Below are 26,478 nucleotides of genomic sequence, written 5' to 3'. Positions count from 1 at the left end.
GCGGCCTCACCGCGCAGCGGTACGGCCGAACAGGCCGTTCGGGCGCCAGATCAGGATCACGATCATGACGGTATAGATCACGAAAGGCCCCATCTTCGGTACGTAATACTTGCCGGCGACATCGGCGATGCCGAGCAACAACGAAGCCAGGAACGGCCCGGTGATGCTGGAGGAGCCACCAACCGTCACGACGATCAGGAAGTAGATCATGAACTTCAGCGGAAAATAGGGATCGAGCCCGAGGATCTCCGCGCTCAACGCGCCGCCGAGTCCCGCCAGTCCGCAGCCGAAGGCGAAGGTGAATGCGAACACCTGCGGCACGTTGATGCCGAGCCCGATTGCGGCGCGCGGGTCATCGACCGCGGCGCGCAGGCGGCTGCCGAACCGCGTCCTGGACAGGATCAGCTGCAGTGCGAGCGTCAGCAGACCGCAGATCACGACGATCATCAGCCGGTAGCGGCCGATCCCGACGCCTAACAGATCGATCTGCCCTTCCAGCGCCGCCGGCAGCTTGATGAAGACCCGCGACGATCCCATGATGTAGTCGACCGCAGCAACCGACATGAACACCAGGCCGATCGAAAACAGCACCTGGTCGAGATGGCTGCGCGTGTAGAGATGGCGGTACAGAGCGCGCTCCAGCACAGCGCCAATCGCGGCGCTCGCGACGAAAGCGAGCGGCAGCGCGGCAAAGAACGGCCAGCCGGAATTGTTCACCAGCACGGCACAAACGTACCCGCCGGCCATGGCGAAAGCGCCATGCGCGAGATTGACGAAGTTCATCAACCCGAGCGTCACCGCGAGCCCGCAGGCGAGCACGAACAGCAGCATGCCGTAGGCGACGCCGTCGAACAGGTTGGTGAGGACAGAAGCCATGGGTCAGCTCAACCGCGAGGACGCAACGAAGATCATGCCGCAAAAGTCGGGTACAGCGTCATGGCTAGGCTCGTCCCGGCCATCCCCGCCTTTCTCGCCACGGCGAAGAACGCCCGGGTCAAGCCCGGGCATAACGTGGAAAGAGCGGAGCACGTGCCCGGCAATGGTGACTTCGTCACTTCTTCGTTTTGCCGGAATCCTTGACCGCTTCGAAGGTCGCGAACTCGACGTTGTAGAGCTCGCCATCGACCTTCTCGACCTTGCGGATATAGACGTTCTGCACGATGTCGCGGGTTTCCGGGTCGATCGAGATCGGGCCGCGCGGGCTCTCCCACTTCATGCCCTTCATTGCTTCGACTAGCTTGTCGCCATTGGCGTTGCCACCTGTCTTCTTCAGCGCCTCGTAAATCAGGTGGATGCCGTCATAGCCGCCCACCGCCATGAAGCCCGGGCGGTTGCCGAACGCCTTTTTGTAGGCGACGACGAAATCCTTGTTCTTCTGCGAGGGGTGCGCCGCCGAATAGATATGCGCGGTCACCACACCGAGTGCGGCATCGCCCATGTTATTGAGCAGGTCGTCGTCCATGACGTCGCCGGGGCCGATCACCCTGATGCCGCTCTTGTCGAGGCCACGCTCGGCATACTGCTTCATGAAGTTGCCGCCCTGCCCCGCCGGAACGAACACGAACATCGCGTCGGGCTTGGAATCCTTCATGCGCTGCAGGAACGGCGCGAAGTCGGGATTGACGAGCGGAACCTTGACCTCCTCGACGATCTCGCCGCCGCCGGCGGTGAAGTGCTGCTTGAAGAAGGTCAGCGCGTCATTGCCCGGCGCGTAATCGGAAGTCAGCGTCGCGACCTTCTTGATGCCGTTCTTGGCCGCCCAGTCGCCGATGATGGTGGAGGACTGCGCCAGCGTGAAGCTGGTGCGTACGATGTAGGGCGAGCGCTCGGTGATGATGGAGGTGCCGGCTGCCATGACGATTTCCGGGATCTTCGCCTGCGTGGCCAGCGGCGCCGCGGCAAGCGCGGCGGGCGTCACGCCGAAGCCGGCAATGATGTTGACTTTGTCGTTGACGATCAGCTCCTGTGCCAGACGCTTGGTGTTGTCTGGCATCGCGGCGTCATCCTTCAGGATGATTTCGACCTTCTTGCCAGCGACGGTGTCGCCGTTCTGCTGCATATAGAGCTTGATGGCATTGTCGATCTGCTTGCCGGTCGAAGCCTGACCGCCGGTCATCGGCACGATCAGGCCGATCTTCACGGTGTCTTCGGCCCGCGCCGGCGCGACGGCGCACAGCCACGGGAGGGCGGCCGCCGTGGCGGCCCACAGCAACATCCTGCGGCGATTGAAATTGACCATGAGCGTCCTCTCCCCTTCTTGTGCGCCGAACCGAGTCCCCGGTTCTTGCCTCGCCTTGCCCACACGCATCGCGGCCAGGCCGCACCGCGACATGGCGTCTTCCGCTGCCCTATTGTCAATCGGACGATGGGCGAGTGTCGGGCGTGCAGCCGAGACATCGACCATTGATCGGTATCAAATTACCAATATCATCACGCCAAACTCAATATCGACAATGCCCGCTCGCAGCCCAGAATGACGCTGTCAACAAAGAAGCACAATTGCGGACGAAGCCTCGCGCCTCAAATCCATCATCGTTAAGGGTCGTACCCCACCGACATGCCGAACTGCATCCGCCCTGTCCTCGTTATGATCGCCCTCGTGCTCGCGGCGTCCGCCCTCAGCGGATGTAGCTCGATGAACGAGAAATTGGCGGCCGGCGTCGAGGATTACCTCCCAGCCTGGGCTGGCGGCCTGCCCGCCGACGCTCCGCCCCGCCCGGGGACCGCCAAATACGACGAGTTCATGAAGGAGCGCGAGCGCAAGCGCCTGATGCCCGCGGCTGAGCGCGGCGACGATCCCAAGGCAGCATCGACGCCGTCTCCGACGTCACAGAACGCAGCGCACTAGTCGACGAACACCACGGTCTTGCGCCCATTGAGAATGACGCGGTCGGCCAAATGGTAGCGGATTGCGCGCGCCAGCACGCGGCGCTCGATGTCGCGCCCCTTGCGGACGAGATCCTCGGGTGTGTCGCGGTGGCTGATCCGCTCGACGTCCTGGTCGATGATCGGCCCCTCGTCGAGATCGCGGGTGACGTAATGCGCGGTGGCGCCGATCAACTTGACGCCGCGCTCATGCGCCTGATGGTAGGGCTTGGCGCCCTTGAAACCCGGCAGGAACGAATGGTGGATGTTGATGCAGCGGCCTGACAGCCGCGCCGACATCTCGTCCGACAGGATCTGCATGTAGCGCGCCAACACCACGAGGTCGGTCTGGGTGTCCTGCGACAGCTTCCACACTGCGTCTTCCTGCTGACGCTTGGTTTCCCTGGTCACCGGCAGGTAATGGAACGGGATATCCCCGAAATCGAGCGAGCCATAGGTCTCGCGCGGATGGTTGGAGACAACAGCGGTCGGGATCATCTCGAGCTCGCCGGTGCGCCAGCGGTAGAGGATATCGACCAGACAGTGATCGGATTTGGAGACGAGCAGCATCACCCGGCGGCGGCTGGCGCGGTCGCGCATCTGCCATTCCATGCTGAAGCGTTCGGCGATCGCGGCAAAGCCGGTCTGCAGCGCCGACAGTTCGACCGCAAGGTCCGCAGCGGTGAACACCACGCGCATGAAGAACTTGCCCGTCTCGATATCGTCGAACTGCTGGGCGTCCAGGATATTCTGCCCGTTATGGGCCAGGAAGGTCGACACCGCGGAGACGATTCCCGGGCGATCCGGACAGGACAGGGTCAGAACGAATTGATGGTCGGGCATGCCAATTGACCAGAACTTGAGCAAGAGCGCGGAGCGACGGTTTTCGGCCCTCGTCTATCACCGCCAGCGCCCTTGCGCCAATCCCGCGGCGGGGTTCAAAATCGAACAAAAGACTGCAATGTCTGTTAGAGCATCATCATGGCTGACCAGTTGAATGGCTATCGCATCCTGATCCTCGAGACCCGCGAGGAGGCACAGTTTTCCCGCCTGCTCACCGAGCAGGGCGCGGATGTGCTGCAGTGTCCGATGTTCGCGATCCATGATGCGCCGGACCCCGCGCCCATCGAGGCCTGGATCCGCCGTGCGATTGAGCGACCGCTCGACGATCTCGTGCTGATGACCGGCGAAGGCCTGCGCCGCCTGATGAAGGTCGTTCGCCGGATCGCGGTCGAGGCGGAGTTCGTCAGCAGCCTCGCCGGGACGCGCAAGTTTGCCCGCGGCCCCAAACCCGGCCGAGCCCTGCGCGAAATCGGGCTGGAGCTCCAGATGACGACGGAAAAGCCGACATCGGAAGGTGTCGCCGAGATGCTGTCGAAGCTCGACCTCAACGGCCATCGTGTCGGCCTGCAGCTCTATCCGGACAAGGATCACGCCATGTTGATCGGCACAATCAAGGCGCAGGGCGCCGACATCGACACCGTCCTGCCCTACGTCTACGACGCGCGTGCCGCCGACGCCAACATCGTCGCCGCGATCGATGAGATGGCACAGGGCCGCATCGACGCCATCGCGCTGACGAGTTCGGGGCAGGTACGCCGCCTGATGGACGTGGCGGAGGCGCACAATTGCGAGGCACAGTTGCGCGATGGTCTGAAACAGACGCCGATCGCCTCCGTCGGCCCCGTCGTATCCGACGAGTTGAAGGCCTATGGCCTGCGCACGGACATCTATCCGGCCAACGACGCGTTCTTCATGAAGCCGCTGATCTCGGCGATGGCAGCCGCGCTGTCGAAGAATCCTCCGCGGGCGGCGAAGCAGTGACCATAATCGTCATTGCGAGCGCAAGCGAAGCAATCCACCTCTCCGCGCGGCGGAAGAATGGATTGCTTCGTCGCTCGCTCCTCGCAATGACGATGTGGAACGGCCTAGCGACTATTCCGCCGCCTGTTTCGTCTCGTTCAAATAGGCTTGGTACGCGAGCCTGATGCCGTCCTCGAGCGAGGTGGTGGCGCGCCAGCCGAGCTTGGCCAGGCGGCTGACATCGAGCAGCTTGCGCGGTGTGCCGTCCGGGCGCGACGTGTCGAAGCTGATCTCACCGCGATAGCCGACGGCAGCCGCGACCACGCGCGCAAATTCGGCAATGCTGATGTCCTCGCCGGTGCCGATATTGACCAGTTCGGGAGAGGAATAGGTCTTCATCAGGTGGATGCAGGCGTCGGCGAGATCGTCGACATAGAGGAATTCGCGCCGCGGGGTGCCGGTCCCCCACACCACGACGCTGGTCGCACCCGACAGTTTGGCCTCGTGGAAGCGGCGGACCAGGGCGGCGACGACGTGGCTGTATTCCGGATGATAATTGTCGCCGGGGCCGTAGAGATTGGTCGGCATCACGCTGATGAAATCGGAGCCGTATTGGCTGCGATAGGTCTCCGCCATCTTGATGCCGGCGATCTTGGCAATCGCATAAGGCTCGTTGGTCTGCTCCAGCGGTCCGGTCAGCATCGAATCCTCGCGCAGCGGCTGCGGCGCCAGCCGCGGATAGATGCAGGACGAGCCGAAGAACATCAGCTTCTCGCAGCCATTGGCGTGCGCGGCCTGGATCACATTGGTCGAGATCGCCAGATTGTCGTAGAGGAACTCGGCCCGCAGCGTGTTGTTGGCGACGATGCCGCCGACCTTGGCCGCGGCAAGGAACACGGCCTGCGGACGCTTCGCGGCAAACCACGCGTTCACGGCGGCCTGGTCGCGCAGGTCGACCTCGCCGCGCGAGGCCGTCAAGAGGTTCGTGCCCTCGTGGGCCAGCCGGCGTACCAGCGCTGAGCCGACCATGCCGCGATGGCCGGCGACGAAGACCGTCTTGCCCTTCAGTTCATACGGAGTGCTTGCCATTGGCGGCGTCCTGTCTGGCCTCTGCGAGATCGCCGGCGACCATTTCCTTCACCAACTGCGCGAAGGACGTCTTTGGCTTCCATCCAAGCTTGGCGCGCGCCTTGCTCGAGTCGCCGATCAGCAGATCGACCTCGGTCGGACGGAAATAGGTCGGGTCGACGCGCACCACGGTCCGACCGGACGCCTTGTCGATCCCGATCTCGTCGACGCCCTTGCCGCGCCATTCGAGCGCGCGGCCGACCTCGGCGAACGCCAGCTCGACGAATTCGCGCACCGTGCGAGTCTCCCCGGTCGCCAGCACGAAGTCATCGGGATTATCCGCTTGCAGGATCATGTGCATGCCCTCGATATAGTCACGCGCATGGCCCCAGTCGCGCTTGGCCTCGAGGTTGCCGAGATAGATCGAGTTCTCGAGGCCGACCTCGATGCGGGCGACGCCACGCGTGATCTTGCGCGTCACGAAGGTTTCGCCGCGGATCGGGCTCTCGTGATTGAACAGAATGCCGTTGCATGCGAACATGCCATAGGCCTCACGGTAGTTCACCGTGATCCAGTAGCCGTACAGCTTCGCCACGCCATAGGGCGAGCGCGGATAGAACGGCGTGGTCTCCTTCTGCGGCACCTCTTGCACGAGGCCATAGAGTTCCGAGGTCGAGGCCTGGTAGAACCGCGTGTCCTTTTCCATGCCGAGGATGCGGATCGCCTCGAGGAGGCGCAGCACGCCGATCGCGTCGGCGTTGGCGGTGTATTCCGGGCTCTCGAAACTAACCGCAACGTGGCTCTGCGCAGCCAGATTGTAGACCTCGGTCGGCCGGATCTGCTGCATCAGCCGGATCAGATTGGTGGAATCGGTCATGTCGCCGTAGTGCATCAGGAACGGCACGTTGCCGGCGTGCGGGTCCTGGTAGAGGTGGTCGACACGCGCGGTGTTGAACGAGGATGACCGGCGCTTGATCCCGTGCACAGTGTAGCCGAGGCCGAGCAGATATTCGGCGAGATAAGCGCCATCCTGCCCGGTGACACCGGTGATCAGCGCTACGCGCCGCTTCGAATCCTGAGTTGCCATATTTTCTCCAGAGGGCGCGAAACTGCGCGATCCAAATCGGGTCGGTCTGTAGCATCCGACCCGGCCCAAGTCTAATGCCCAGACCATCCCGAATCGGGCGTTCTGAACCCCAAAATGCCCCTTTAGGCCCTGGTTGGGATCACTCGCCGTAGTGGCGCAGCCGCTCGAGGTCGATGATGGTCACCCCGCCATATTCAAGCCGGAGCAGCCCCTCCCGCTCCAGCCGCTTCAGGCACTGATTGGCGTTCTGCCGGGAGATTCCCGACAATGCGCCGATCTCCTCCTGGGTGATCTCCAGGTGCAACGTGAGGTCCGGATACAGAATCGGATTGAACAGCGAGGCGATCGAGCGGGCCAGCCGCTCGGTCGCATCCAGCGTGCGGCCATATTCCAGCAGAGCGATGAACTGGCCGAGGCGCTCATTGAGCTGTCCGACCAGGAAACGGTTGAAGCCGACGCTATTTTCGAACAGCCAGACGAAGGTGCGGCGGTCCATCATCGCCAGCCGTGTATCGCGCAGCGCGACCACGTCGTAGCGCCGCGCCTCGTTCTTGAGCACGGTGCCCTCGCCGAACCACGCGCCGGCGGTGAGGCCGGCGAAACTCGCGGCCTTGCCGCGGCGGGACACGATGCCCATGCGTGCCAGCCCGCTGACGATGCCGGTCCAGTACTGGAAATTGTCGCCGCGCATGAAGATGAATTCGTTGGCGCGATAGGACTTCTCGGCGATGCCGGCGCGGGCGATCTCGATTTCCTGCTCGGTCAATTCGCGCGACCAGGCCGCGATGCGCCTCAGGTAATCAGCAGCAATCATTCGAGCGACGGCGTCCCAACCCCAACCATATTGCACCGCAACAACATCATTTCGATCAGGAACCTGAGGCTTGGAATGCCAGCGAAAATTTCCTGATGAAAATTTCCTGATGAATTGTCGGGCACATGACAATCCAACCTATCGCTTTCTCGTATTGAGAACCACCTCGCGTAACGCCGCGCGCTCCCTCAAGTGGATCGCCTTTGGCGGATGGCGCGGGGCTGGGACAAGTGGGTGCGGCGTTACCGCACATGACGCGGGTGATGCGGACGAGCAAAGCTCTCGGACACCCGGCATCATGAGCCGGATGGCCTGCCCATAGCGGCCCATGTAAGATCGAATTGGACTTCGAGCGATAGATAAAGAGCGCGCCAAGCGCCGTATCTGGAGGGAACAGGGTGTCTTACAGTTTAGAGGTGCGCGAGGTCTCGTTGCGCTTTGGCGGCGTCCGGGCGCTGACCGAAGTGAGCTTCGGCGTTAACGAGGGCGAGCTGTTCTCCATCATCGGCCCGAACGGCGCCGGCAAGACCTCGATCGTCAACTGCATCTCCGGCCGCTACAAGCCCACCGAAGGCCAGCTGTTCTATCGCGGCCGCGACATCACCGGCCTCAATCCGAACGCGCGGCCGCGACTCGGCATCGGCCGCACCTTCCAGAATCTCGCGCTGTTCCACCACATGAGCGTGCTCGACAACATCATGGTCGGCCGCCATCACCTGCTGAAGAACAACTTCATCACGGGATCGCTGTACTGGCTCGCCGGCGCGCGCCGCGAGGAGCTGGAGCATCGCCGCAAGGTCGAGGAGATCATCGACTTCCTCGATCTGCAATCGGTGCGCAAGGCGACCGCCGGCACCTTGCCCTACGGCCTGCGCAAGCGGGTCGAGCTCGCGCGAGCGATGGCGCTGGAGCCACAGCTGATCCTGCTCGACGAGCCGATGGCCGGCATGAACTTCGAAGAGAAGGAAGACATGGCGCGCTACATCGTCGACCTCAACGAAGAGTTCGGCATGACAGTGATGATGATCGAGCACGACATGGGCGTCGTGATGGACATCTCCCACCGCGTCATGGTGCTGGATTTCGGCCGCAAGATCGCCGAGGGCGACCCGGCGACCGTGCTCGCCGATCCCCACGTCAAGCGCGCCTATCTCGGCGAAGAGGACGAGGTGCTGGTCGATCCCGACGACAAGCCCGCGGTGCGGGAGAGCGCGGCATGATGGACTACGCCGGACGCGCCGCGCAGGCCGACACCTTTCCCAAGATGCTGCGCCTCAACGCCAAGAAGTACGGCAACGAGATCGCGCTACGCGAGAAGGACTTCGGGCTGTGGCGCGAATTCACCTGGAGCGATTACCAGACCCGCACCCGTGACTTCGCGCTCGGCATGCTCGAGCTCGGCCTCGGCCGCGGCGACGTCATCGGCATCATCGGCGACAACCGGCCGGACTGGGTCGCCGCCGAGATCGCCAGCCACGCGATCGGCGCGATGAGCCTCGGTCTCTATCGCGACGTGCTGGATGAGGAAGCCGCCTATCTCCTGAGCTACGGCGAGGCCAGGCTCGTATTCGCCGAGGACGAGGAGCAGGTCGACAAGCTGCTCGGCCTCGCCGATCGGGTGCCCCATCTCAAGTACATCGTCTATTCCGACCCGCGCGGCATGCGCAAATACGACGACCCGCGCTTGATGGAGGCGAGCAAGCTCGCCGCGATGGGACGCGACCGCGCCGCGCGCGAGCCGGGCCTTTACGATGGGCTGGTCGAAGCCACCCGCGGCGAGGACGTCGCGATCCTCTGCACGACCTCCGGCACGACCGCGAATCCGAAGCTTGCGATGCTGGCGGCCGGCCGCGTGCTGCGGCATTGCGCGACCTATCTCGCATTCGACCCGAAGGGCCCGGACGACGAATACGTCTCGGTGCTGCCGCTGCCCTGGATCATGGAACAGGTTTACGCGCTCGGCAAAGGTCTGCTCTGCCGGATGAAGGTCAACTTCGTCGAAGAGCCCGACACCATGATGAACGACTTCCGTGAGATCGCGCCGACCTTCGTGCTGTTCGCGCCGCGCGTCTGGGAATCGATCGCCGCCGATGTCCGCGCCGGCGTGATGGACGCCTCCCCGCTTAAGCAGCGGCTCTACGACATCGGCATGAAGAGCGGACTCGCGGCGGTCGCCGCGGGCAAGCGCTCGATGTTCGCCGACAAGCTGCTGTTCCGTGCGCTGCGCGACCGGCTCGGCTTTACGCGGCTGCGCTCGGCAGCCACCGGCGGCGCGGCGCTCGGGCCCGAGACCTTCAAGTTCTTCCAGGCCATGGGCGTGCCGCTGCGCACGCTCTATGGCCAGACTGAGCTGCTCGGTGCCTACACGCTGCATCCCGAAGGCAAGGTCGATCCTGACACCACCGGCATTCCGATGGCCGACGACGTCGAGATCCGGATCGACAACCCCGACGTCAACGGCGTCGGCGAGATCGTCGTGCGCCACCCCAACATGTTCCTCGGCTACTACAAGAACCCCGAGGCGTCGACGGCCGATATCAAGGACGGCTGGATGCATTCCGGCGATGCCGGCTACTACAACGATGAGCGGCAGCTCGTCGTGATCGACCGTATCAGGGATCTCGCCGAGACCTCGCGCGGCGAACGCTTCTCGCCGCAATATATCGAGAACAAGCTGAAGTTCTCGCCCTACGTTGCCGAAGCCGTCGTGCTCGGCGCAGGCCGCGACGCGCTCGCCTCCATGATCTGCATCCGCTACTCAATCATCTCGAAATGGGCGGAGAAGAACCGGATCTCGTTCACGACCTACACCGACCTCTCCTCGCGCCCAGAAGTCTATGCGTTGCTGCGGAAGGAGGTCGAGACGGTCAACGCCACGCTGCCGCCGGCGCAGCGCATCTCGCGCTTCCTCTTGCTCTACAAGGAGCTCGACGCCGACGATGGCGAGCTGACCCGAACCAGAAAAGTCCGCCGCGGCGTCATCAACGAGAAATATGCCGACATCATCGAGGCGATCTATCGCGGCAAGGCCAACATCCCCGTCGACACCGTGATCCGCTTCCAGGACGGCACGACCCAGCGCGTCCGCACTACGCTGCAGGTGGTGGATCTCGGCCACACGGTTGCCGCGGAGGCCGCGGAATGACTCCTTCCATCACGGCACGTTCGATCGTCATGCGCGGGCTTGACCCGCGTATCCATCTCCTTCGCAAAGAGCTGCCTCCCGCGCGATGGATCGCCGGGTCAAGCCCGGCGATGACAACTGGCAAATCTGGCGACACCCCATGAACACCCAGTTCCTGATCCAGCTCATCGTCAACGGCCTCGTCGTCGGCACGCTCTATGGCGTGGTCGCGATGTCGTTTGTGCTGATCTACAAGGCGACCCAGGTCGTGAACTTCGCACAGGGCGAACTGTTGCTGGTCGGCGCCTGGATCTGCTGGGCGCTGCTGACCAAGTACCAGCTGCCGTTCTGGATCGGCATGCCGATCACGCTGGTCTTCATGTTCATCTTCGGCATCGCGATCCAGGTCGTGATCCTGCGTCCGATGATCGGCGAGCCGATCATCTCGGTCATCATGGTGACGATCGGCCTGTCGACGGTGTTCCAGGCCGCATTGAAGTGGATCTTCGGCGTCAACCCGCAGCCGTTCCCGCGCGTGTTCGAGAGCCAGTCGGTCAACCTGCTCGGCCTGCAGATCCAGACGGTCTATGTCATGAGCCTCGTGGTGTCGCTCGCCATGATGGTCGGCATGGCCTGGTTCTTCCGCGCCTCCAAATACGGCCTGGCGATGCGCGCCACGGCCTTCAACCAGCAGGTCGCACAGTCGCTCGGCATTTCCGTCAAGAGCGTGTTCGCGATGGCTTGGGCGATCTCGGCCACGGTCTCGGCGGTCGCGGGCGTCGTGGTCGCCGTGGTCAACGGCGTGTCATCAGGCCTCTCCGCCTACGGCATCAAGGTGTTTCCGGCCGCGATTCTGGGTGGCCTCGACTCGGTCGGCGGCGCCGTGCTCGGCGGCATCATCATCGGGCTGCTGGAGAATGTCGCCCAATATGTCGACAGCGAATATCTGCACTGGGGCAATCTCTACGAGATCGCGCCGTTCTACGTCCTGATCATCATCCTGATGATCAAGCCCTACGGGTTATTCGGCACCAAGGACATCGAGCGGGTCTGATCAATGGCAACGCGCACCCTCATCCCATCGGGCGACTTCCGCACCACCTACGCGTCCGACACAACCATCTTCCCGACCGTGACCAGCCGCAATTTCGCGATTGCCGGCGTCGTGCTAGCCTGCTTTGCGCCGATGGTGCTGACCAACTACTGGCTCTCTATCGCGATCCAGATCGGCATCTTCGCGATCGCAGCTCTCGGCCTCAACATCCTGGTCGGCTTCACCGGCCAGATCTCGATCGGCCACGCCGCGTTCTTCCTGCTCGGCGCCTTCACCTCGGCCTACATCTCCAACAACGCGCCGATCCCGGTGTTCTTCGCCATTCCGCTTGCCGGCCTGATCACGGCACTGGTCGGCCTGATCTTCGGTGTGCCGGCGGCGCGACTGAAGGGGCTTTACCTCGTCATCGCCACGCTCGCTGCGCAGTACATCCTGCTGGACTTCTTCTCGCGCGCCGAATGGTTTTCGGGCGGCTCGGTGCCGGCAAGCGCCAACCCGTTCTCGATCTTCGGCTACACGTTGCGCGGCGACCGGCAGTATTTCTACGTCGTGCTCGCCTATGTCGTGGTCAGCTATCTCCTCGTCACCAATCTGATACGGACGCGCGACGGCCGCGCGCTGGTCGCGATCCGCGACCATTATCTCTCCGCCGAGATCATGGGCATCAACCTCACCAAGTACCGCACGCTGTCGTTCGGGCTCGCCGCCTTCTTTGCCGGCATCGCCGGCGCGCTCTACGCGCATTACCAGCTCGTCGTCTCGCAGGAGGGCTTTGGCATCGAGCGCTCGGTGCTGTTCCTGGCCATGGTCATCATCGGCGGCACCGGCTCGGTCATGGGCACGCTGATGGGCACGGCCTTCGTGGTGCTGCTGCCGGAATCGATGGAGTGGCTGAGCGCCTGGCTGAAGGGCGGCGCCGTCGACAAGGCGCTGCAGCTCAACAACAACATCACCTTTCTGCGCGAGATCGCGATTGGCCTGATCATCATCGGCTTCCTGATGTTCGAGCCCGACGGGCTCGCGCATCGCTGGCGGCAGATCAAGACCTACTGGAAACTCTACCCGTTCTCGCACTGAGGCAGGAACGGACATTGCTCACAAGATCGGTTCAATGAATAACAGGAGGAAACCAAGAATGACGATTAGATCCCTTTTGAGCTCGGTCTCTCTCGCGCTGCTGATCGGCAGCGCAGCCGCCACCGCGCAGGCCCAGATCGCGATCGGCCATCTGCAGGACCTCTCGGGCGGCACGTCCGACGTCGGCACACCCTATGGCCAGGGCGTCGCCGACACCTTCGCCTGGGTCAACAAGAACGGCGGCGTCGGCGGCAAGCAGCTCAACGTCGACAGCAACGACTACGGCTACCAGGTGCCGCGCGCGATCGCGCTCTACAAGAAATGGTCGGCGCCCGACAACAAGGTCGCGGCGATCATGGGCTGGGGCACCGCGGACACCGAGGCTCTCACGGGCTTCCTTGCGCAGGACAAGATCCCCGACATCTCCGGCTCCTATGCCGCGGCACTGACCGATCCCGAGGGCACCAGCGGCAAGGCCAAGCCCGCGCCGTACAACTTCTTCTATGGCCCGAGCTATTCGGACTCGATGCGCGCGATGCTGACCTGGGCCGCGGAGGACTGGAAGGCCAAGGGCAAGCCCGGCAAGCCGAAATTCGTCCACATGGGCGCCAACCATCCGTATCCGAACGCGCCCAAGGCGGCCGGTGAAGCCCTCGCGACCGAGCTCGGCTTCGAGGTGCTGCCGCCGCTGGTATTCGCGCTCTCGCCTGGCGACTACTCGGCGCAGTGTCTCAGCCTGAAAAGCTCCGGCGCAAACTATGCCTATCTAGGCAACACCGCGGCCTCGAACATCTCGGTGCTGAAGGCCTGCAAAACCGCCGGCGTCGACGTCCAGTTCCTCGGCAATGTCTGGGGTATGGACGAGAACGCAGCGAAGACCGCCGGTGATGCAGCCGACGGCGTGATCTTCCCGCTCCGAACGGCAGTGAGCTGGGGCGGCAACGCGCCCGGCATGAAGACGGTGATGGAAATCTCCAGGATGTCCGACCCGTCAGGCAAGGTGTATCGCCCGGTGCACTACATCGCCGCGGTCTGCAGTGCGCTCTATCTGAAGGAAGCGCTCGACTGGGCCGCCAAGAACGGCGGTACCACTGGCGAGAACGTCGCCAAGGGCTTCTATCAGAAGAAGGACTGGGTGCCGGTCGGCATGGAGGGCGTCTGCAATCCTTCGACCTGGACCGAGAAGGACCATCGTCCGACGATGAAGGTCGATCTCTACCGCGCGAAAGTCTCGGGCGCGACCGATGGCGACATCAACGATCTGATGGCCAAGGGCACCATCAAGCTCGAGAAGGTCAAGACCATCGAGCTGCCGCGCAAGCCGGAATGGTTCGGGTGGTAAGACCGTAGCTCAGGAGTCGTCGTCCCCCGCGAAAGCGGGGGATCGAGGACGCCGCGGCCTAACGATCGATCGCCGGCGTCTCTGGAATACTGGGTCACCCGCCTTCGCGGGTGACGACAGCGGAGAATGATCAAGATCATGACCCAAACCCTCGAAGCCGCCCGCGCCGCGCCGACCGCCGTTCCGCCGCCGGCACTGCTCAGCGTCAACAACATCGAGGTCGTCTATGACGACGTCATCCTGGTGCTGCGCGGACTGAGCCTCGAGGTGCCGAAGGGTGCAATCGTGGCGCTGCTTGGCGCCAACGGCGCCGGCAAGTCGACCACCTTGAAGGCGATCTCCGGCCTGTTGAAGACCGAGGACGGCGAGGTCACCCGTGGCCAGATCCTGTTCGAGGGTCAGCGCATCAACGGCATCGATCCGGACAAGATCGTCCGCCGCGGCATCTTCCAGGTGATGGAGGGCCGCCGCATCGTCGCCGACATGACCCCGCTGGAGAATTTGCGGCTCGGCGCCTTCACCCGCCGCGACAACGAGGTCGCCGACGACATCGACATGGTGTTCAAGTATTTCCCGCGCCTGAAGGAGCGCACCGGGCTCGCCGGCTATCTCTCCGGCGGCGAACAGCAGATGCTTGCGATCGGCCGCGCGCTGATGGCGCGCCCGAAGATGATCCTGATGGACGAGCCCTCGATGGGATTGTCGCCCCTGCTCGTCAAGGAAGTGTTCGCGATCGTCAAGGAGATCAACCGCGATCTTGGCGTCACGATCCTGCTCGTCGAGCAGAATGCACGCGCCGCGCTTTCGGTCGCGAGCCACGGCTACATCATGGAGCAAGGCAAGGTCGTGCTCGACGGCTCCGCCGACGACCTGCGCGACAACGAGGACGTCAAGGAATTCTACCTCGGTGGCGCCGGCGACCAGCGCAAGAGCTTCAAGAACCTGAAGAGCTTCAAGCGGCGCAAGCGCTGGCTCTGAGCGTGAAGTTGAGGACCGGTTCGCGTGAAGAAAACGCGTCAGACCAGGAAGGCGGTTCTAGCCGAGCACCTGCTCGGCTTCGGTGACCGCGCAGAGAACATGATAGAACGACGACGCAGGGATCGTGGCGACCAGCGACTTGCCATCGCGGTCGAACTGATCGTACCAGCCCCCGGCCACCGGATGGCTGAGATAGTGCCGCTCGACCAGCGCAAGCGCCGCGCGCGCCTCGTCCGCGGCCCCGACTTCACCTGCCTCGGCCTGCGCAATCCATGCCTTCGCCAGTTCGCTCTGCGGCCACAGCCGTCGGGTATGACGGCGGATATTGCCCTCAGTGTCGCCTTCGTCCATCAGGCAGCCGGTGGCCGCCTCGCGATAGCGCAGCGCCGACGCCAGCAGTTCGCCACGCGGACGTCCGGTCGGGCAACCCGTGATGCGTTCAAATCCCTTCAGCAGCCAGACCCATTCCGCGAGGTGCCCGGGCTCGACGCTGACCGGCGGGATCTTCGACCAGTCGTCCTCGAAATACTCCCCGAGCACATGCGCCTGCTTGTCGTAGAGGTTAGCCAGGAACAGCGCGAAGAACTCGCCGGCACGGTTCTGGAAAGACAGGTCGTGGGTGGCGTCGAAGCACGCGATCATCGCCTCGAACAGATGCATCTGCGGATTCTGCCGGCGCGGCATCGAGGGCGGCTGTCCTTCCAGGAAGCCGCCATGCGGCGAACGGAGCTGCGCGTCGAGGAACGACAGCAGCGCGTCGATCTCGGCCCGAATCTGGGCGTCACGGTCGAGGCCGTAGACGGTCGCCAGCGCGAGCAGCACGAAGGCATGGCCATAGGTGTCGCGCAGCGGGTCGAGCACGTCGCCCCCGGGGGTCAGGCTGAAGACAAAGCCCGGCCGGCCATCCGGCGCCTTGGCCCTGGTGAGCAGGTATTCCAGCCCCTTCAGCGCGATCGCGCGGCCCTCCGGGTACCAGCCCATCTGCGCCGCCTTGGCGTAGCAATAGATTTGCCGCGCCTGCACGAAAACGCGGCGCGGGGCGGCGCGATCGGCGCTGCCGTCCTGATGCAGCCGGTCGACAAAACCGCCGGCCACGCCGTCCCAGCCCACAGTCGACCACAGCGGCAACGCATGGTCGATCATCCGGCGCTTCAACCTTGCGGCGACGTCGGCGGCCTCGTCCGCCGCAGCGCTCTGTGCTTCAGCCATCGTGTTCCCCAGACCAGCCCCGACACCCCTGATCGCCGTCTGATAGCATGCGCAAGGCGGCGCGCAACCTGCGCAAATCTTCCCAAGGACCCGCCATGACCGACCATTACGACGCCCTGGAAACGCGCGATCCAGCCGAGCGCGAGGCCGCCCTGTTCGCCCGATTGCCCGAGGTGCTGCGCAGGGCGATGGCTGCGCCGGCCTACGCCGACCTCTTGAGGGGCATCGATCCCGCATCCGTGACCAGCCGGGACGCGCTGGCGGCGTTGCCGGTGCTCCGCAAGTCGGAACTTCCCGCTCTGCACAAGGCCGCCCCGCCCTTTGGCGGCTTCGTGGCCGACGCGCCCGGCTCGTTCGCCCGCTTGTTCACCTCGCCAGGGCCGATCTTCGAGCCGGAAGGCCGGCAAGCCGATCCCTGGCGCGGCGCGCGGGCGCTGTTCGCGGCGGGCTTTCGCCCCGACGATGTGGTGCTGAACACCTTCAGCTATCACCTCACCCCCGGCGGCTTCATCTTCGACGCCTCGGCACGGGCGCTCGGCTGCGCGGTGATCCCGGCCGGTCCCGGCAACACCGAGCAACAATTCGAGTTGATAGAGGCCTATCGCCCGATCGGTTATAGCGGTACGCCGGACTTTCTGAAGATCCTTCTCGACGCCGCCGCGACGGCCGGCCGCGACGTGTCCTCGATCAAGCGCGCGCTGGTCTCCGGCGCTGCGTTTCCGAAGTCGCTGCAGGAGGAGATAAAGTCGCGCGGCATCGATGCCTATCAGGCCTTCGGCACTGCCGATCTCGGCATGATCGCGTTCGAGACCCCTGCGCGCGAGGGCATGACGGTCAACGAAGATCTGATCCTGGAAATCGTGAAGCCCGGCACCGGTGATCCGGTGGCAGCAGGCGACGTCGGCGAGATCGTCGTGACCTCGCTCGATACGCATCATCCGTGGATTCGCCTCGCCCTCGGCGACCTGACCGCAGCCCTGCCGGGCAATAGCCCCTGCGGGCGCACCAATATGCGCATCAAGGGCTGGATGGGCCGCGCCGACCAGACCACCAAGGTCAAGGGCATGTTCGTCCGCCCCGAGCAAATCGCCGAGATCGGCAAACGGCATCCTGAGCTCGGGCGGCTGCGCCTGGTCGTCACACGCGCCGGCGAGACCGATGCGATGACGCTGAAAGCCGAATGCGCTTCACCGCCCGAGGCCCTGCGGATCGAGGTTGCGGCAACGTTGCGTGCCGTCACGAAGCTCGGCGGCAACGTCGACCTGGTCGGTGCTGGTTCGCTGCCCAACGACGGCAAGGTGATCGCGGACGAGCGGTAAGCCGACGCCGGGGCGATGTGATCGGCTCGGAGGCCGCAACCGATTCAGGGCAAGAATGAGGCGACCGACGCCAATCCAGTCCAAGTAAACGACTCGTTCGCCACCTGCCCTTCTGTCTTGATCAACGGGAACAGATTCCGCTGCATTGCAACTCGCTGCATCGTGCTGCTAGAGGTGGCTGTCGCCTTCACGCAAACAAGTAGACTACGGCCTTATGAGTGGTGTCATCCCGGATCAGGTGCGAAGACCAGCCGTCTTTTTCGACCGCGATGGCGTACTGAACAGAGACATCGGTTATCTGTTCGAGACGAGCAAGCTGGTTTGGATCGACGGCGCCCGCGAGGCGGTGAGGGCTGTCAATGATCTCGGCTATTTCGCGTTTGTCGTGACCAATCAATCCGGCGTCGCAAGGGGCCTGTACGACGAGGGACACGTCCACGAACTCCACGCGTGGATGGCCGATGAACTCGCCAAGGTCGGCGCGCATATCGACGCCTTTGAATACTGTCCATTTCATCCCGAAGGAACCGTGGAGCGGTATCGGCGGCAGAGCCATCGGCGCAAACCCGCGCCAGGCATGATCCACGACCTGCTTGACCGTTTTCCGGTCAATGTCGAACGAAGCTTTCTCGTCGGCGATCAACCGAGAGATCTTGAGGCAGCCCGTGCGGCCGGCCTGAAGGGCTATCTGTTTTCAGGCCGCAATCTGGAGACGTTCGTGAGACCTCTGCTGCAGATCGGCTGACGCCGCGGCAATTGCGATCAGAAGCTTCGCACTAGGTCGATCACTTCGTCCTGCTGCTGGCGCGTGATCTCGGCGAACATCGGCAGCGAGAGGATCTGCCCCTGGTTGCGGTGCGCGTTCGGGAACTGTTCCGGACGATGGCCGAATCGCGCATAGGCCGGCAGGAACGGCAGTGCCGTGGGGTAGTTGATCGCGGTCTGCACGCCGTTGGCGTTTAGGTGTGCCGCCAGCGCATCGCGGCGTGGATGCCTGATCGTGTAGAGGTGATAGACGTGGCTGCGCGCCGGGCCGACCTCGGGTACCACAACGTCCTCGATCTGGTTGAGGCCGGCGTCATAGACCTTCGCGGCGCACTGCCGCGCCTCAGTCCATGAGGCGAGGTGCGGCAGCTTGGCCGACAGGATCGCGGCCTGCATGCCATCGAGCCGGCTGTTGACGCCCTCGATGTGGTGCTGGTGCTTCATCAGCCCGCCATGGCGCGCCAGCATGGTCATGTGCTCGGCGAGAGCGGCATCGTTGGTAACCACCGCGCCGGCATCGCCCATCGCGCCCAGGTTCTTGCCTGGGTAGAACGAATAGGTCGCGGCTTTGCCGAACGTTCCGACCATCCGTCCCTTGTAGCGCGCGAGGTGCGCCTGCGCGCAATCCTCGATCACCCAGAGCTTGTGCTTGCGCGCGATCGCCATGACCGCGTCCATATCCGCCGGCTGCCCGTAAAGATGCACCGGAATGATCCCGACCGAGCGCGGCGTGATCGCGGCCTCGATCGCCGCCGGATCGATCGTGAACGTCGTGCCATCGGTATCGCAGAATACGGGGGTGGCACCCGAATGGGTGATCATCGCCGAGGTCGAGATCCAGGAATGCGCCGTGGTGATCACCTCGTCGCCCGGCTTCACCTTCAACGCCCTCATGGCGAGATAGAGCGCGTCGGTGCCGTTGGCGCAGGACACGCAATGCGCGACCTCCGCGGCCGCGGCGAACTCTCGCTCGAATGCGTCGACATAGCTGCCGCGAATGAAGGCGTTGTCGCGGATCACGCCGGCGATCGCACCGTCAATCTCAGCCTTGATGGTCTGGTACTGGAATTGCAGGTCGGCAAACGGCACCGGCATCAGTCGTCCCCTATCGGCTCGTCCGCAGGCGGCGCGCCGGATTGCCGGCATAGGTGCCGGGTTTCGTGATGTCCTTGGTGACCACCGAACCGGCGCCGATCACGACATCGTCGGCGATCCTGACCCGGCATGATCGTCGCATTGGAGCCGACCGAAACCCGGTTGCCGATCACTGTCTCACGCCACAATTCCCTGCGGCCGCGCGCGGGGCCTCCGGTGGAGAACGTATCGTTCACGAACATCACGCCGTGCCCGACGAAGCAGTCCTCGCCGATCGTGACCAGTTCGCACACGAAGGCATGCGATTGCACGCGGGTTCGCGCCCCGATCACGACCCCCTTCTGGATTTCGGTGAAGGGGCCGACAAAGCAATCGTCTCCGATCTTGCACCCGTAGAGATTGCAGGGCTCGACGATCTTGACGCGCGCGCCGAACGCGACGTCGCGAACGCCTGCCTGATGCACCTCCGGTCGGTTCACGATGCGACTCCCAGCCGGCTCAGCCGCGGCGTGAACCGCAGCGCGACTTCGGCACCCGTCTCGATCGACTCGTAGAGCGCCGAGATTAGCTCCAGGCTCTTGCGGCCCTCGAGCCCGTCGACCAGCGCCGAGCGCTGGTTGACCAGGCAATCGACCACATGGCGATAATACGCCTGGTGCCCGAAACCGTAGACATTGGGCGGATTGACCGAGAACTTCTCCACCACGTCCTTGTCCGACGGCAGCTCATCGATGAAGCGCCAGTGCCGGATCTGGTTGACGGCGAAGCCGGAGATTTCGACCGTTCCCCGCTCGCCCAGGATCGAGAACGATCCCTCGAGATCGGTCGGGCGCGTGGCCGTGGTGGCTTCAATGATCCCAAGCGCACCATTGCGGAACTTCAACGTTGCGACGGCCGTATCCTCCGTTTCGATCCTGGCGAGCGCAGTGCTGGCGCGCGCATGAACACTTACAACATCTCCGAAGAACCACTCCAGCATATCGACGTGGTGGCTCGCCTGGTTGGTCAGCACGCCACCGTCATAGGCCCAGGTGCCGCGCCAATCGTCTTGGTCGTAATACGCCTGATCGCGGCACCAGCGCACGCGCACGGTCCCTAGGATGAGCTTGCCGAAGCGGCCGGCATCTAACGCTTCGCGCGCCTTGACTACGGGCACGTTGAACCGGTTTTGCTTGACGATGAACATCTTGACCCCGGCCTCGTCACAGGCCCGTATCATGTCGTCGGCATCCTGCAGCCGCAACGCCATCGGCTTCTCGACCACGACATGCTTGCCGGCCTTTGCGCAGGCAATCACATGCGCGGGATGCAGCCCACTCGGCGTCAGCACCGCAACCGCGTCGATGTCCTTGCGGGCCAGGAACTCGTCCATGGCATAGTGGGCTGTAATCTCAAACTTGCCAGCAACCGCATCCGCACGGGAGCGAATGGGATCACATACGGCGACGAGGCTCGCTCCTGCGATATGATTACCGCCCAAAAGGTCGGAGTGACGCTTGGCGATACGACCACAGCCAAGCAGGCCAAATCTAATCATTCGCAGGCCCTATGTTACTTGGTAACGGCGCCGAGAGAACGCGCAGGCTCGGAGCTCGTTCTATGTAGTCCTTACTCGAAAAGCTTCGATCAAGACAAGGCGTACCGGCTAATGTGAGCCGGCTCAATCCCAGAACTAGCGGCACGAGCGGGGCCCGGCGTAGTGCTAATGCCCTGCACGACGCTAACCGTACCGGGCCTATCGAGCGCCTTGCGAAGTGGCTCTTCGGGTCCGCTGCAACGTTGGTGCCCAGGGCACAGCTTAAACGGCTCCCGGAGGACAATCAGACTTCCCGTGAGAGCGACCATGGAATCTACAGCGTTACCCGCTCCTACGCCGCGTCAGCACCAAGGTTTGCAGTCTCTTCCTTCAGCGCCTGGCGACTTACAGGTACATCAGCCTACTACCGCCACCGCTATATTGCAGTCAATTGGGATATTCAATCCATTCTGATTTCACCGGCTGCACGCTGGACATTGTAGCGCGCACCGCAATGGCTCAACAAATCCTGATCAGAAAATTAGTGGAACGAGGCGAGATTGAACGCCTGGTGAGCCCGAGGCATGATTGCAGATAGCAGTTGCCCAGTCGTTGCACACGCTTTGTGGGTGCTGTATCCGACTTTCTATTGCCGTCAAGCATTGCTGCGGAGACACAACGTGCGTGGAATCAGTCGAGGCCTGACGACAGAGCGCTGCAAATTAGCAGCCCTACTCCTTCTATATGTTGCGGCAATGTGCGGATCGCTTGCATGCGTCGCACAACTTTATGCCGCCTACCATATTCTGTTCCAATGGGATGGCCTCCCGTGGGCAAGCGCCGTTGTGGCAGCCTTTGCGGTGATCGCGGTTTGCTTCGTCTATGCCGAGTTCAGCTTTGGTTACTTCGCCGGATTCTATCTCTTCATGATGATTGCAGGCTATCTCTGGCTCAACCAGTTCTCGGTATTCACCTATAATCATATCTCGAGCGGACTTTCCGCTGCCGCTTCGGCAACCGCGTTTATTCTGCCGGCGCTCTTCATACGATCGCCTCTGCCGCAACCCCGCATGCTCTCAGCTCGCGACGTTGATCGGCTTATCGACGCTATCCTGGTATTTGGGTTAGCGGCGGTATTGATCGGCGCAGCCTACGATTTCAGGATCGTCTCCATCGAGCACATCTACGACTACCGTGAGACTCTCCGGACCCCGAGGGCAGTGAATTATATGATAGGTATTGCGAGCGGTGCCCTGCTGCCGTTTGCTTTTGCGTGCTCAGTGGAGCTAGGGAAACCTTGGCGAGCTGCCGTGGCGCTCCTCCTCCTCCTCGCGCTCTACCCCATCACCTTGAGCAAGATATCGCTTTTGACTTCTATTTGGCTCGTTGTAATGACAATTCTTTCGAGAATTCTTGAGCTTAGGGTTGCGGTTGTCGTGTCGCTATTCGCCCCTCTTACGGCTGGATTAATTCTCTTTGCGTTAGCCAAGCACAACTGGATCTCGTCTACGATCGCACTCCCGTATTTGGGGCTGGTCAACTTCCGAATGATTGCAATTCCGTCGCTCGCTATGGACTACTACAACGATTTTTTCTCCAGACACGAGCTAACCCATTTCTGTCAGATCAGCCTACTCAAACCGCTAATGTCGTGTCCATACAATGAGCAGATTTCTGTCGTAATTTACAAGGCGTTTCCGACTGGCGGATACTTCAACGCATCTCTATTTGCAACCGAAGGGATTGCATCGGTTGGCCCATTATTCGCTCCCATCACGGCTTTCGCTTGCGGGCTCGTGATCGGCTTGGCAAACCGAGCGTCAGCCCATCTCCCACCTCGCTTTGTTCTAGTTTCTGGAGCCGTTTTGGTTCAACTGTTGCTCAACGTGCCCTTCACGACCGTGTTGCTAACGCACGGCGCGCTCTTGCTCTTCTTACTCTGGTACTTAACACCGATCACCCGATAGGCTCGAAGACAGTTGTGCGGACCATGGCTACCGGGCACTCTATCGCACAGCCTGACGCATTGTGGCAGCAAAGCCTGTCGCAAACTCGCTAACGATCTCGTCCTGATCCGCCAATATTCCTCGGACAACGAGTTCGCCAGCATTTCGCGAAACCTGCATAAGATGATCCGCCAATGCGACCGGATCGTCGACGCCGAAATAGCGCGCAGTGCCTCTCGTCTGTTCTCTGTGCACCTCAATATCCGACAAAATCATCGGAACGCCGAATGATTTCGCCTCCTCCACTGTCGTGCTCCAGCCTTCGAAGCGCGACGGATTGATCATCGCAGCCGAAGCCCTCAATAGGGCATAGACGTGAGGCAACGGAATAATCCCAACATGGCGAAAGTGCGCTTCTAGGCCGCGCTGGCGGACCTCCGAATCGATAAGCTCATAATAGCCCGGCTCGCGTCGATCTTCGGTGCTTCCAGACGCGCAAACGACCACGTCCGTCCCGCGTCCCTTCAGGATTGTCAACGCGTCGACGACAACCCGATGATTCTTGTGGCGGTAAAATTGATTGGGCAGATAGAAATACTTTTCCGGCAAGCCGTAGGCTGCGATGACTTTGGACGGCTGCATTTCGAGCAGAGCAGCAGGCGGCTGCGTCGCGAAGCGGACCACGGAGACGCTGTTTCGGGCCCGCGGATAGTAGGCTCTAAAATCACGTAACGCGCTCTCGCTACTGAGCATGATGGTTCGGCCGGAAGCTATCTGCATTCGAAAGCCAAACTCGCGGCGCCATCGAGCGACCATTGGAAACAATTTGGGCAGGGACCGATGTTGCAGGTCGGGAATCCAAGCCACCGCGGGTATCGGAAGCCGCCAGCCGTAGAAGCGAGCAGATTCCACTACGACATCAACTTGGGCCACACGTAAGGATTTCGCGGCTTCGCGGTCCAAGCCAAGCGCGAGCGCTTGGCCCAAACCTGGTTGCCCATCAAAGGCTGCCGAACGAAAGATCTGGACGCCAGGTATTGCAGCGAGTTCGCCAAGCTCCCTGTCGTCGGCGTGCTCGCCCGCAAATACGACTGGAACGAATTCGCGGGGCCGGAAGCGAGCAAGCGCTGCGAACAGATTTCTCTGATAATTATATCCACCTGCCCAAAGGACACGCGAGATATGGTTGAAGGCGATGCGCATCGGAGCGGATGCCGTCATAGCATCTGCCGGTTGAACCAAGTCACGTAGTCGCCGAGACCCTGGTCGAGCGGAATTTTCCAACTGAATCCTATTGATCTCAGCTTCTCGTCGTTGGCAAGCAAGCTGTCGGGGTCGCCAGGTCGCGCGATCCCCGTATATCTCACGATAGTGCAACCGTTCCACCGCTTAATCAAGTCGTCCGCGATATCGGCCACACTCGTGCCTCGGCCTGAGCCGCCATTAACAACACGAAAAACGCCCGGCAGCGATGGCTCCGCAACGACTGCCAACAATCGGACAACGTCGCGGACGTCAGTCCAATCTCGTATCTCCTGGCCGGTTCCGCTGAGATTGAGCGACGGGACTTTTGCTCTCAACCTAGAGCATATGTCCCAGATCAACTGCTTACGCAGGTTCGGTCCGTAGACCGAGAACAGCCGCACGACGGAGCATTGGAGACCGAACGATCGTGCGTAGCTCTGGCACAATTGTTCCATCATCAACTTGTGCTGACCATAGGGCGACATCGGCGCCGGAGTGGCGTTTTCAGGAATCGGACCGGCGTGGTTGGCGCCATAGACGGCCGCGCTCGAGGCCGCGATCAACGCGCAGTCCGGTGCCGACCCGCGCAGCCATTCTAGCAGCCGAGCGGTGCTTGCGACGGTGCGGGAAAAATCCTCAAAGGGCCGCTCGATCGACAGGCCGACGGACGATCCGCCAGCGAGATGAAAGACCCGCGCAGGCAGCCCGTGTGCGGCCGCAAGCGCGTTCAGATTGGCCGCATCGATCTCGCCGTTGATCCAGGTTAGCAGGCCCAGGCGGCGCGCTTCCGCTTCGTCAAGTGCGCCATGACCTATGCCATGGACCGCATGACCCGCTGCCGCCAGTTCCCGAACGAGATAGCGGCCGATGAACCCGTTCGCGCCTGTGACCCAGGTGATCATGCAGTTGGCCCAGCTATGTTTCAAGGATCGACCTTACCAGACGCGCGGGGTTTCCGGCGACGACTGTGTCGTCCGCGACATCCCCCGTGACAACCGAGCCAGCGGCCACAACCGCGCGGGCGCCGATCTGAACGCCTCGCATCAGGAAAGCGCCGGCCCCGATCCAGGCATCGTCGTTGATCATGACAGGACGCTCATCAAGGTCCAATTGATGGGGATGGCCCTTGTTAAACATCTCCTGAATCTGCCGGTGACGCGCCACATGGTCCACCGGATGGGTCAGATTGTCGAAGACGTTCACATCATGCGCGATCAGCACCCTGTCTCCAATCCGCACCGATCCGGCCGACCAGATCCGCGAATTCTCCCCGACATAACACCACGACCCGATTTCGATCCGCCCACCATGGGCGAACGTCAAAAGCTCGCCGCGGATAATGCTGTGCGCGCCAATGACGATGCAGTCGCGGTCACCGCGAATATTGCGGATGCGTGCCGTCGGCATCAGCCTGGCATGCGCCCCAAGGCGACAGGTCGCGCGCCCCAGCATCCGCTGCAGCCAGTAGTCGAGATTCATCTGATCAACTCGATGCAGGCAATGGCGCGCGCGCAACCAGCCCTGTCGTCGAGCCGGCCGCGTCCGCTATGCGGGTCAAATGCGGTCGCGTTGGCAACATCGGCCTCCGATGCCCGCCGCCAGCCCGCCTTCCCATAGCCGAAGAATTCCAGCTCAAAGGACGACGGCGCAAATGCATCGATCAAGGTCTGGATCATCCCCCGGTCAAAGACCTGAAACCAGTCGAAATTCTCATACCGCCCATATGGCACGGTGATCAGGCAACGTCCGCCGGGAGCGATGATACGTCGGAACTCGCGCATCGCATCGACAAAGCCATGCTTGTTGGCTTCTGATTTCGCCGGATCGTTGGTGTAGAGCATCGTGTTGTCCAGCCCGACATGCTCCAGGGTCGATATGCTGATGATGGTGTCGAAGACACCATCTTCGAACCTCGTCTTGCGAAAATCCCCGAAGACATAGGAATAGCCCTGATACCAATAGCACCGCTTTTCCGGCGCCAACGTCGTGATGGTCAGATCTGCTTTGCGCAGCGGATGCCGGCCAAGAATGTAGTCATGATTCAGCGTCGAACCCGCATCGAGCATTCTCCCCAGCTCGACGCCGTCGCGGCGCAGCCGCTCGAACAGCCATGGATATTCGACAACCCTCTCGTCGATCGCGATGCCGAACGCGTCAGGCAGCGGGCGCCC

General features: G+C 62.5%; 24 protein-coding genes and 1 pseudogene. 11 read left to right on the top strand and 14 right to left on the bottom strand.

Features of this window, described 5'->3' with window-relative positions; translation table 11 throughout:
- Positions 1–6: 6 nt before the first annotated feature.
- Positions 7–876, bottom strand: coding sequence for a branched-chain amino acid ABC transporter permease (locus MTX19_RS13005; protein ID WP_280983944.1), 870 nt, complete (start codon positions 874–876; stop codon positions 7–9).
- Between the two features lie 175 nt (positions 877–1,051).
- Complete coding sequence (locus MTX19_RS13000) at positions 1,052–2,215, bottom strand: ABC transporter substrate-binding protein (protein WP_280984775.1); 1,164 nt, start codon at positions 2,213–2,215, stop codon at positions 1,052–1,054.
- A gap of 342 nt (positions 2,216–2,557) precedes the next feature.
- Between MTX19_RS13000 and MTX19_RS12995 the strand changes: the two genes are divergently transcribed.
- Positions 2,558–2,848 carry a hypothetical protein gene (locus tag MTX19_RS12995; protein WP_280983943.1) on the top strand — a complete coding sequence of 97 codons (291 nt, stop codon included), beginning with the start codon at positions 2,558–2,560 and terminating at the stop codon, positions 2,846–2,848.
- Here the strand turns inward: MTX19_RS12995 and purU are convergent.
- Positions 2,845–3,708: a formyltetrahydrofolate deformylase gene (purU, locus tag MTX19_RS12990; RefSeq protein WP_280983942.1), complete on the bottom strand. Its 864-nt coding sequence runs from the start codon at positions 3,706–3,708 to the stop codon at positions 2,845–2,847. The two genes, MTX19_RS12995 and purU, sit on opposite strands and share 4 nt — an antisense overlap.
- A 138-nt stretch (positions 3,709–3,846) precedes the next feature.
- On the opposite strand from purU, the gene MTX19_RS12985 reads away from it, so the two are divergent.
- Entirely contained in the window at positions 3,847–4,689 is an 843-nt protein-coding gene (locus tag MTX19_RS12985) for a uroporphyrinogen-III synthase (protein ID WP_280983941.1), read from the top strand.
- A gap of 111 nt (positions 4,690–4,800) precedes the next feature.
- Here the strand turns inward: MTX19_RS12985 and MTX19_RS12980 are convergent, their stop codons facing one another.
- The 3 genes from MTX19_RS12980 to MTX19_RS12970 all read right to left on the bottom strand — a co-directional run bounded on the left by MTX19_RS12980 (position 4,801) and on the right by MTX19_RS12970 (position 7,637).
- Positions 4,801–5,757, bottom strand: coding sequence for a GDP-L-fucose synthase (locus MTX19_RS12980; RefSeq protein ID WP_280983940.1), 957 nt, complete (start codon positions 5,755–5,757; stop codon positions 4,801–4,803).
- Positions 5,738–6,823, bottom strand: a complete 1,086-nt coding sequence (gene gmd, locus MTX19_RS12975; protein ID WP_280983939.1) for a GDP-mannose 4,6-dehydratase — start codon at positions 6,821–6,823, stop codon at positions 5,738–5,740. Before gmd ends, MTX19_RS12980 begins: the two co-directional genes overlap by 20 nt.
- Before the next feature lie 139 nt (positions 6,824–6,962).
- Complete coding sequence (locus MTX19_RS12970; RefSeq protein ID WP_280983938.1) at positions 6,963–7,637, bottom strand: Crp/Fnr family transcriptional regulator; 675 nt, start codon at positions 7,635–7,637, stop codon at positions 6,963–6,965.
- A gap of 398 nt (positions 7,638–8,035) precedes the next feature.
- Here MTX19_RS12970 and MTX19_RS12965 point away from each other — a divergent pair, with 398 nt between their 5' ends.
- From MTX19_RS12965 to MTX19_RS12940, 6 genes are all read left to right on the top strand, one after another.
- Positions 8,036–8,857, top strand: coding sequence for an ABC transporter ATP-binding protein (locus MTX19_RS12965; protein ID WP_280983937.1), 822 nt, complete (start codon positions 8,036–8,038; stop codon positions 8,855–8,857).
- Positions 8,854–10,782, top strand: coding sequence for a long-chain fatty acid--CoA ligase (locus tag MTX19_RS12960; RefSeq protein WP_280983936.1), 1,929 nt, complete (start codon positions 8,854–8,856; stop codon positions 10,780–10,782). Before MTX19_RS12965 ends, MTX19_RS12960 begins: the two co-directional genes overlap by 4 nt.
- Before the next feature lie 139 nt (positions 10,783–10,921).
- A complete protein-coding gene (locus MTX19_RS12955; protein WP_280983935.1) occupies positions 10,922–11,815 on the top strand; it encodes a branched-chain amino acid ABC transporter permease in 894 nt (297 codons plus the stop codon).
- 3 nt (positions 11,816–11,818) lie between these two features.
- Entirely contained in the window at positions 11,819–12,892 is a 1,074-nt protein-coding gene (locus MTX19_RS12950; protein ID WP_280983934.1) for a branched-chain amino acid ABC transporter permease, read from the top strand.
- A 58-nt stretch (positions 12,893–12,950) separates the two neighbouring features.
- Positions 12,951–14,234 (top strand): ABC transporter substrate-binding protein, encoded by a 1,284-nt coding sequence (locus tag MTX19_RS12945; protein WP_280983933.1) that lies wholly within the window; start codon positions 12,951–12,953, stop codon positions 14,232–14,234.
- A 138-nt stretch (positions 14,235–14,372) separates the two neighbouring features.
- The gene (locus tag MTX19_RS12940) at positions 14,373–15,212 is read left to right on the top strand and encodes an ABC transporter ATP-binding protein (RefSeq protein WP_280983932.1); all 840 of its coding nucleotides are present in this window, start codon (positions 14,373–14,375) and stop codon (positions 15,210–15,212) included.
- 57 nt (positions 15,213–15,269) lie between these two features.
- Here MTX19_RS12940 and MTX19_RS12935 read toward each other — a convergent pair whose 3' ends face one another.
- Complete coding sequence (locus MTX19_RS12935; protein WP_280983931.1) at positions 15,270–16,421, bottom strand: AGE family epimerase/isomerase; 1,152 nt, start codon at positions 16,419–16,421, stop codon at positions 15,270–15,272.
- Between the two features lie 95 nt (positions 16,422–16,516).
- Between MTX19_RS12935 and MTX19_RS12930 the strand changes: the two genes are divergently transcribed.
- Together MTX19_RS12930 and MTX19_RS12925 are read left to right on the top strand one after the other, a co-directional pair.
- Complete coding sequence (locus MTX19_RS12930) at positions 16,517–17,740, top strand: AMP-binding protein (RefSeq protein ID WP_280983930.1); 1,224 nt, start codon at positions 16,517–16,519, stop codon at positions 17,738–17,740.
- A gap of 214 nt (positions 17,741–17,954) precedes the next feature.
- Entirely contained in the window at positions 17,955–18,485 is a 531-nt protein-coding gene (locus tag MTX19_RS12925) for an HAD family hydrolase (RefSeq protein ID WP_280983929.1), read from the top strand.
- Positions 18,486–18,502: 17 nt separating this feature from the next.
- Here MTX19_RS12925 and MTX19_RS12920 read toward each other — a convergent pair whose 3' ends face one another.
- The 3 genes and pseudogenes from MTX19_RS12920 to MTX19_RS12910 form a co-directional block, all read right to left on the bottom strand.
- Positions 18,503–19,600 (bottom strand): DegT/DnrJ/EryC1/StrS family aminotransferase, encoded by a 1,098-nt coding sequence (locus MTX19_RS12920; protein ID WP_280983928.1) that lies wholly within the window; start codon positions 19,598–19,600, stop codon positions 18,503–18,505.
- A 10-nt stretch (positions 19,601–19,610) separates the two neighbouring features.
- A pseudogene (locus MTX19_RS12915) lies at positions 19,611–20,079 on the bottom strand (acyltransferase).
- On the bottom strand, positions 20,076–21,137 hold the full coding sequence (locus tag MTX19_RS12910) for a Gfo/Idh/MocA family oxidoreductase (RefSeq protein WP_280983927.1): 1,062 nt from the start codon (positions 21,135–21,137) through the stop codon (positions 20,076–20,078). The pseudogene MTX19_RS12915 and the gene MTX19_RS12910 overlap by 4 nt, the downstream one beginning before the upstream one ends.
- A 563-nt stretch (positions 21,138–21,700) precedes the next feature.
- Between MTX19_RS12910 and MTX19_RS12905 the strand changes: the two genes are divergently transcribed.
- Positions 21,701–23,083 carry a hypothetical protein gene (locus MTX19_RS12905; RefSeq protein ID WP_280986005.1) on the top strand — a complete coding sequence of 461 codons (1,383 nt, stop codon included), beginning with the start codon at positions 21,701–21,703 and terminating at the stop codon, positions 23,081–23,083.
- A 39-nt stretch (positions 23,084–23,122) separates the two neighbouring features.
- On the opposite strand, the gene MTX19_RS12900 is transcribed toward MTX19_RS12905, so the two are convergent.
- The 4 genes from MTX19_RS12900 to MTX19_RS12885 are packed head-to-tail and all read right to left on the bottom strand — an operon-like array spanning position 23,123 to position 26,373.
- Entirely contained in the window at positions 23,123–24,265 is a 1,143-nt protein-coding gene (locus MTX19_RS12900) for a glycosyltransferase family 1 protein (RefSeq protein ID WP_280983925.1), read from the bottom strand.
- A gap of 14 nt (positions 24,266–24,279) precedes the next feature.
- Positions 24,280–25,209 carry an NAD(P)-dependent oxidoreductase gene (locus MTX19_RS12895; RefSeq protein ID WP_280983924.1) on the bottom strand — a complete coding sequence of 310 codons (930 nt, stop codon included), beginning with the start codon at positions 25,207–25,209 and terminating at the stop codon, positions 24,280–24,282.
- 13 nt (positions 25,210–25,222) lie between these two features.
- Positions 25,223–25,786: an acyltransferase gene (locus MTX19_RS12890; protein WP_280983923.1), complete on the bottom strand. Its 564-nt coding sequence runs from the start codon at positions 25,784–25,786 to the stop codon at positions 25,223–25,225.
- Positions 25,783–26,373, bottom strand: coding sequence for a methyltransferase domain-containing protein (locus MTX19_RS12885; protein ID WP_280983922.1), 591 nt, complete (start codon positions 26,371–26,373; stop codon positions 25,783–25,785). The genes MTX19_RS12890 and MTX19_RS12885 overlap by 4 nt, the downstream gene beginning before the upstream one ends.
- Between the last annotated feature and the right edge of the window lie 105 nt (positions 26,374–26,478).

Origin of the sequence: Bradyrhizobium sp. ISRA464, assembly GCF_029910095.1 — a bacterium.
Classification (GTDB): Bacteria; Pseudomonadota; Alphaproteobacteria; order Rhizobiales; family Xanthobacteraceae; genus Bradyrhizobium.
Note: the sequence above shows the minus strand (reverse complement) of the source record. Positions and strands in the feature narration are given on the sequence as shown.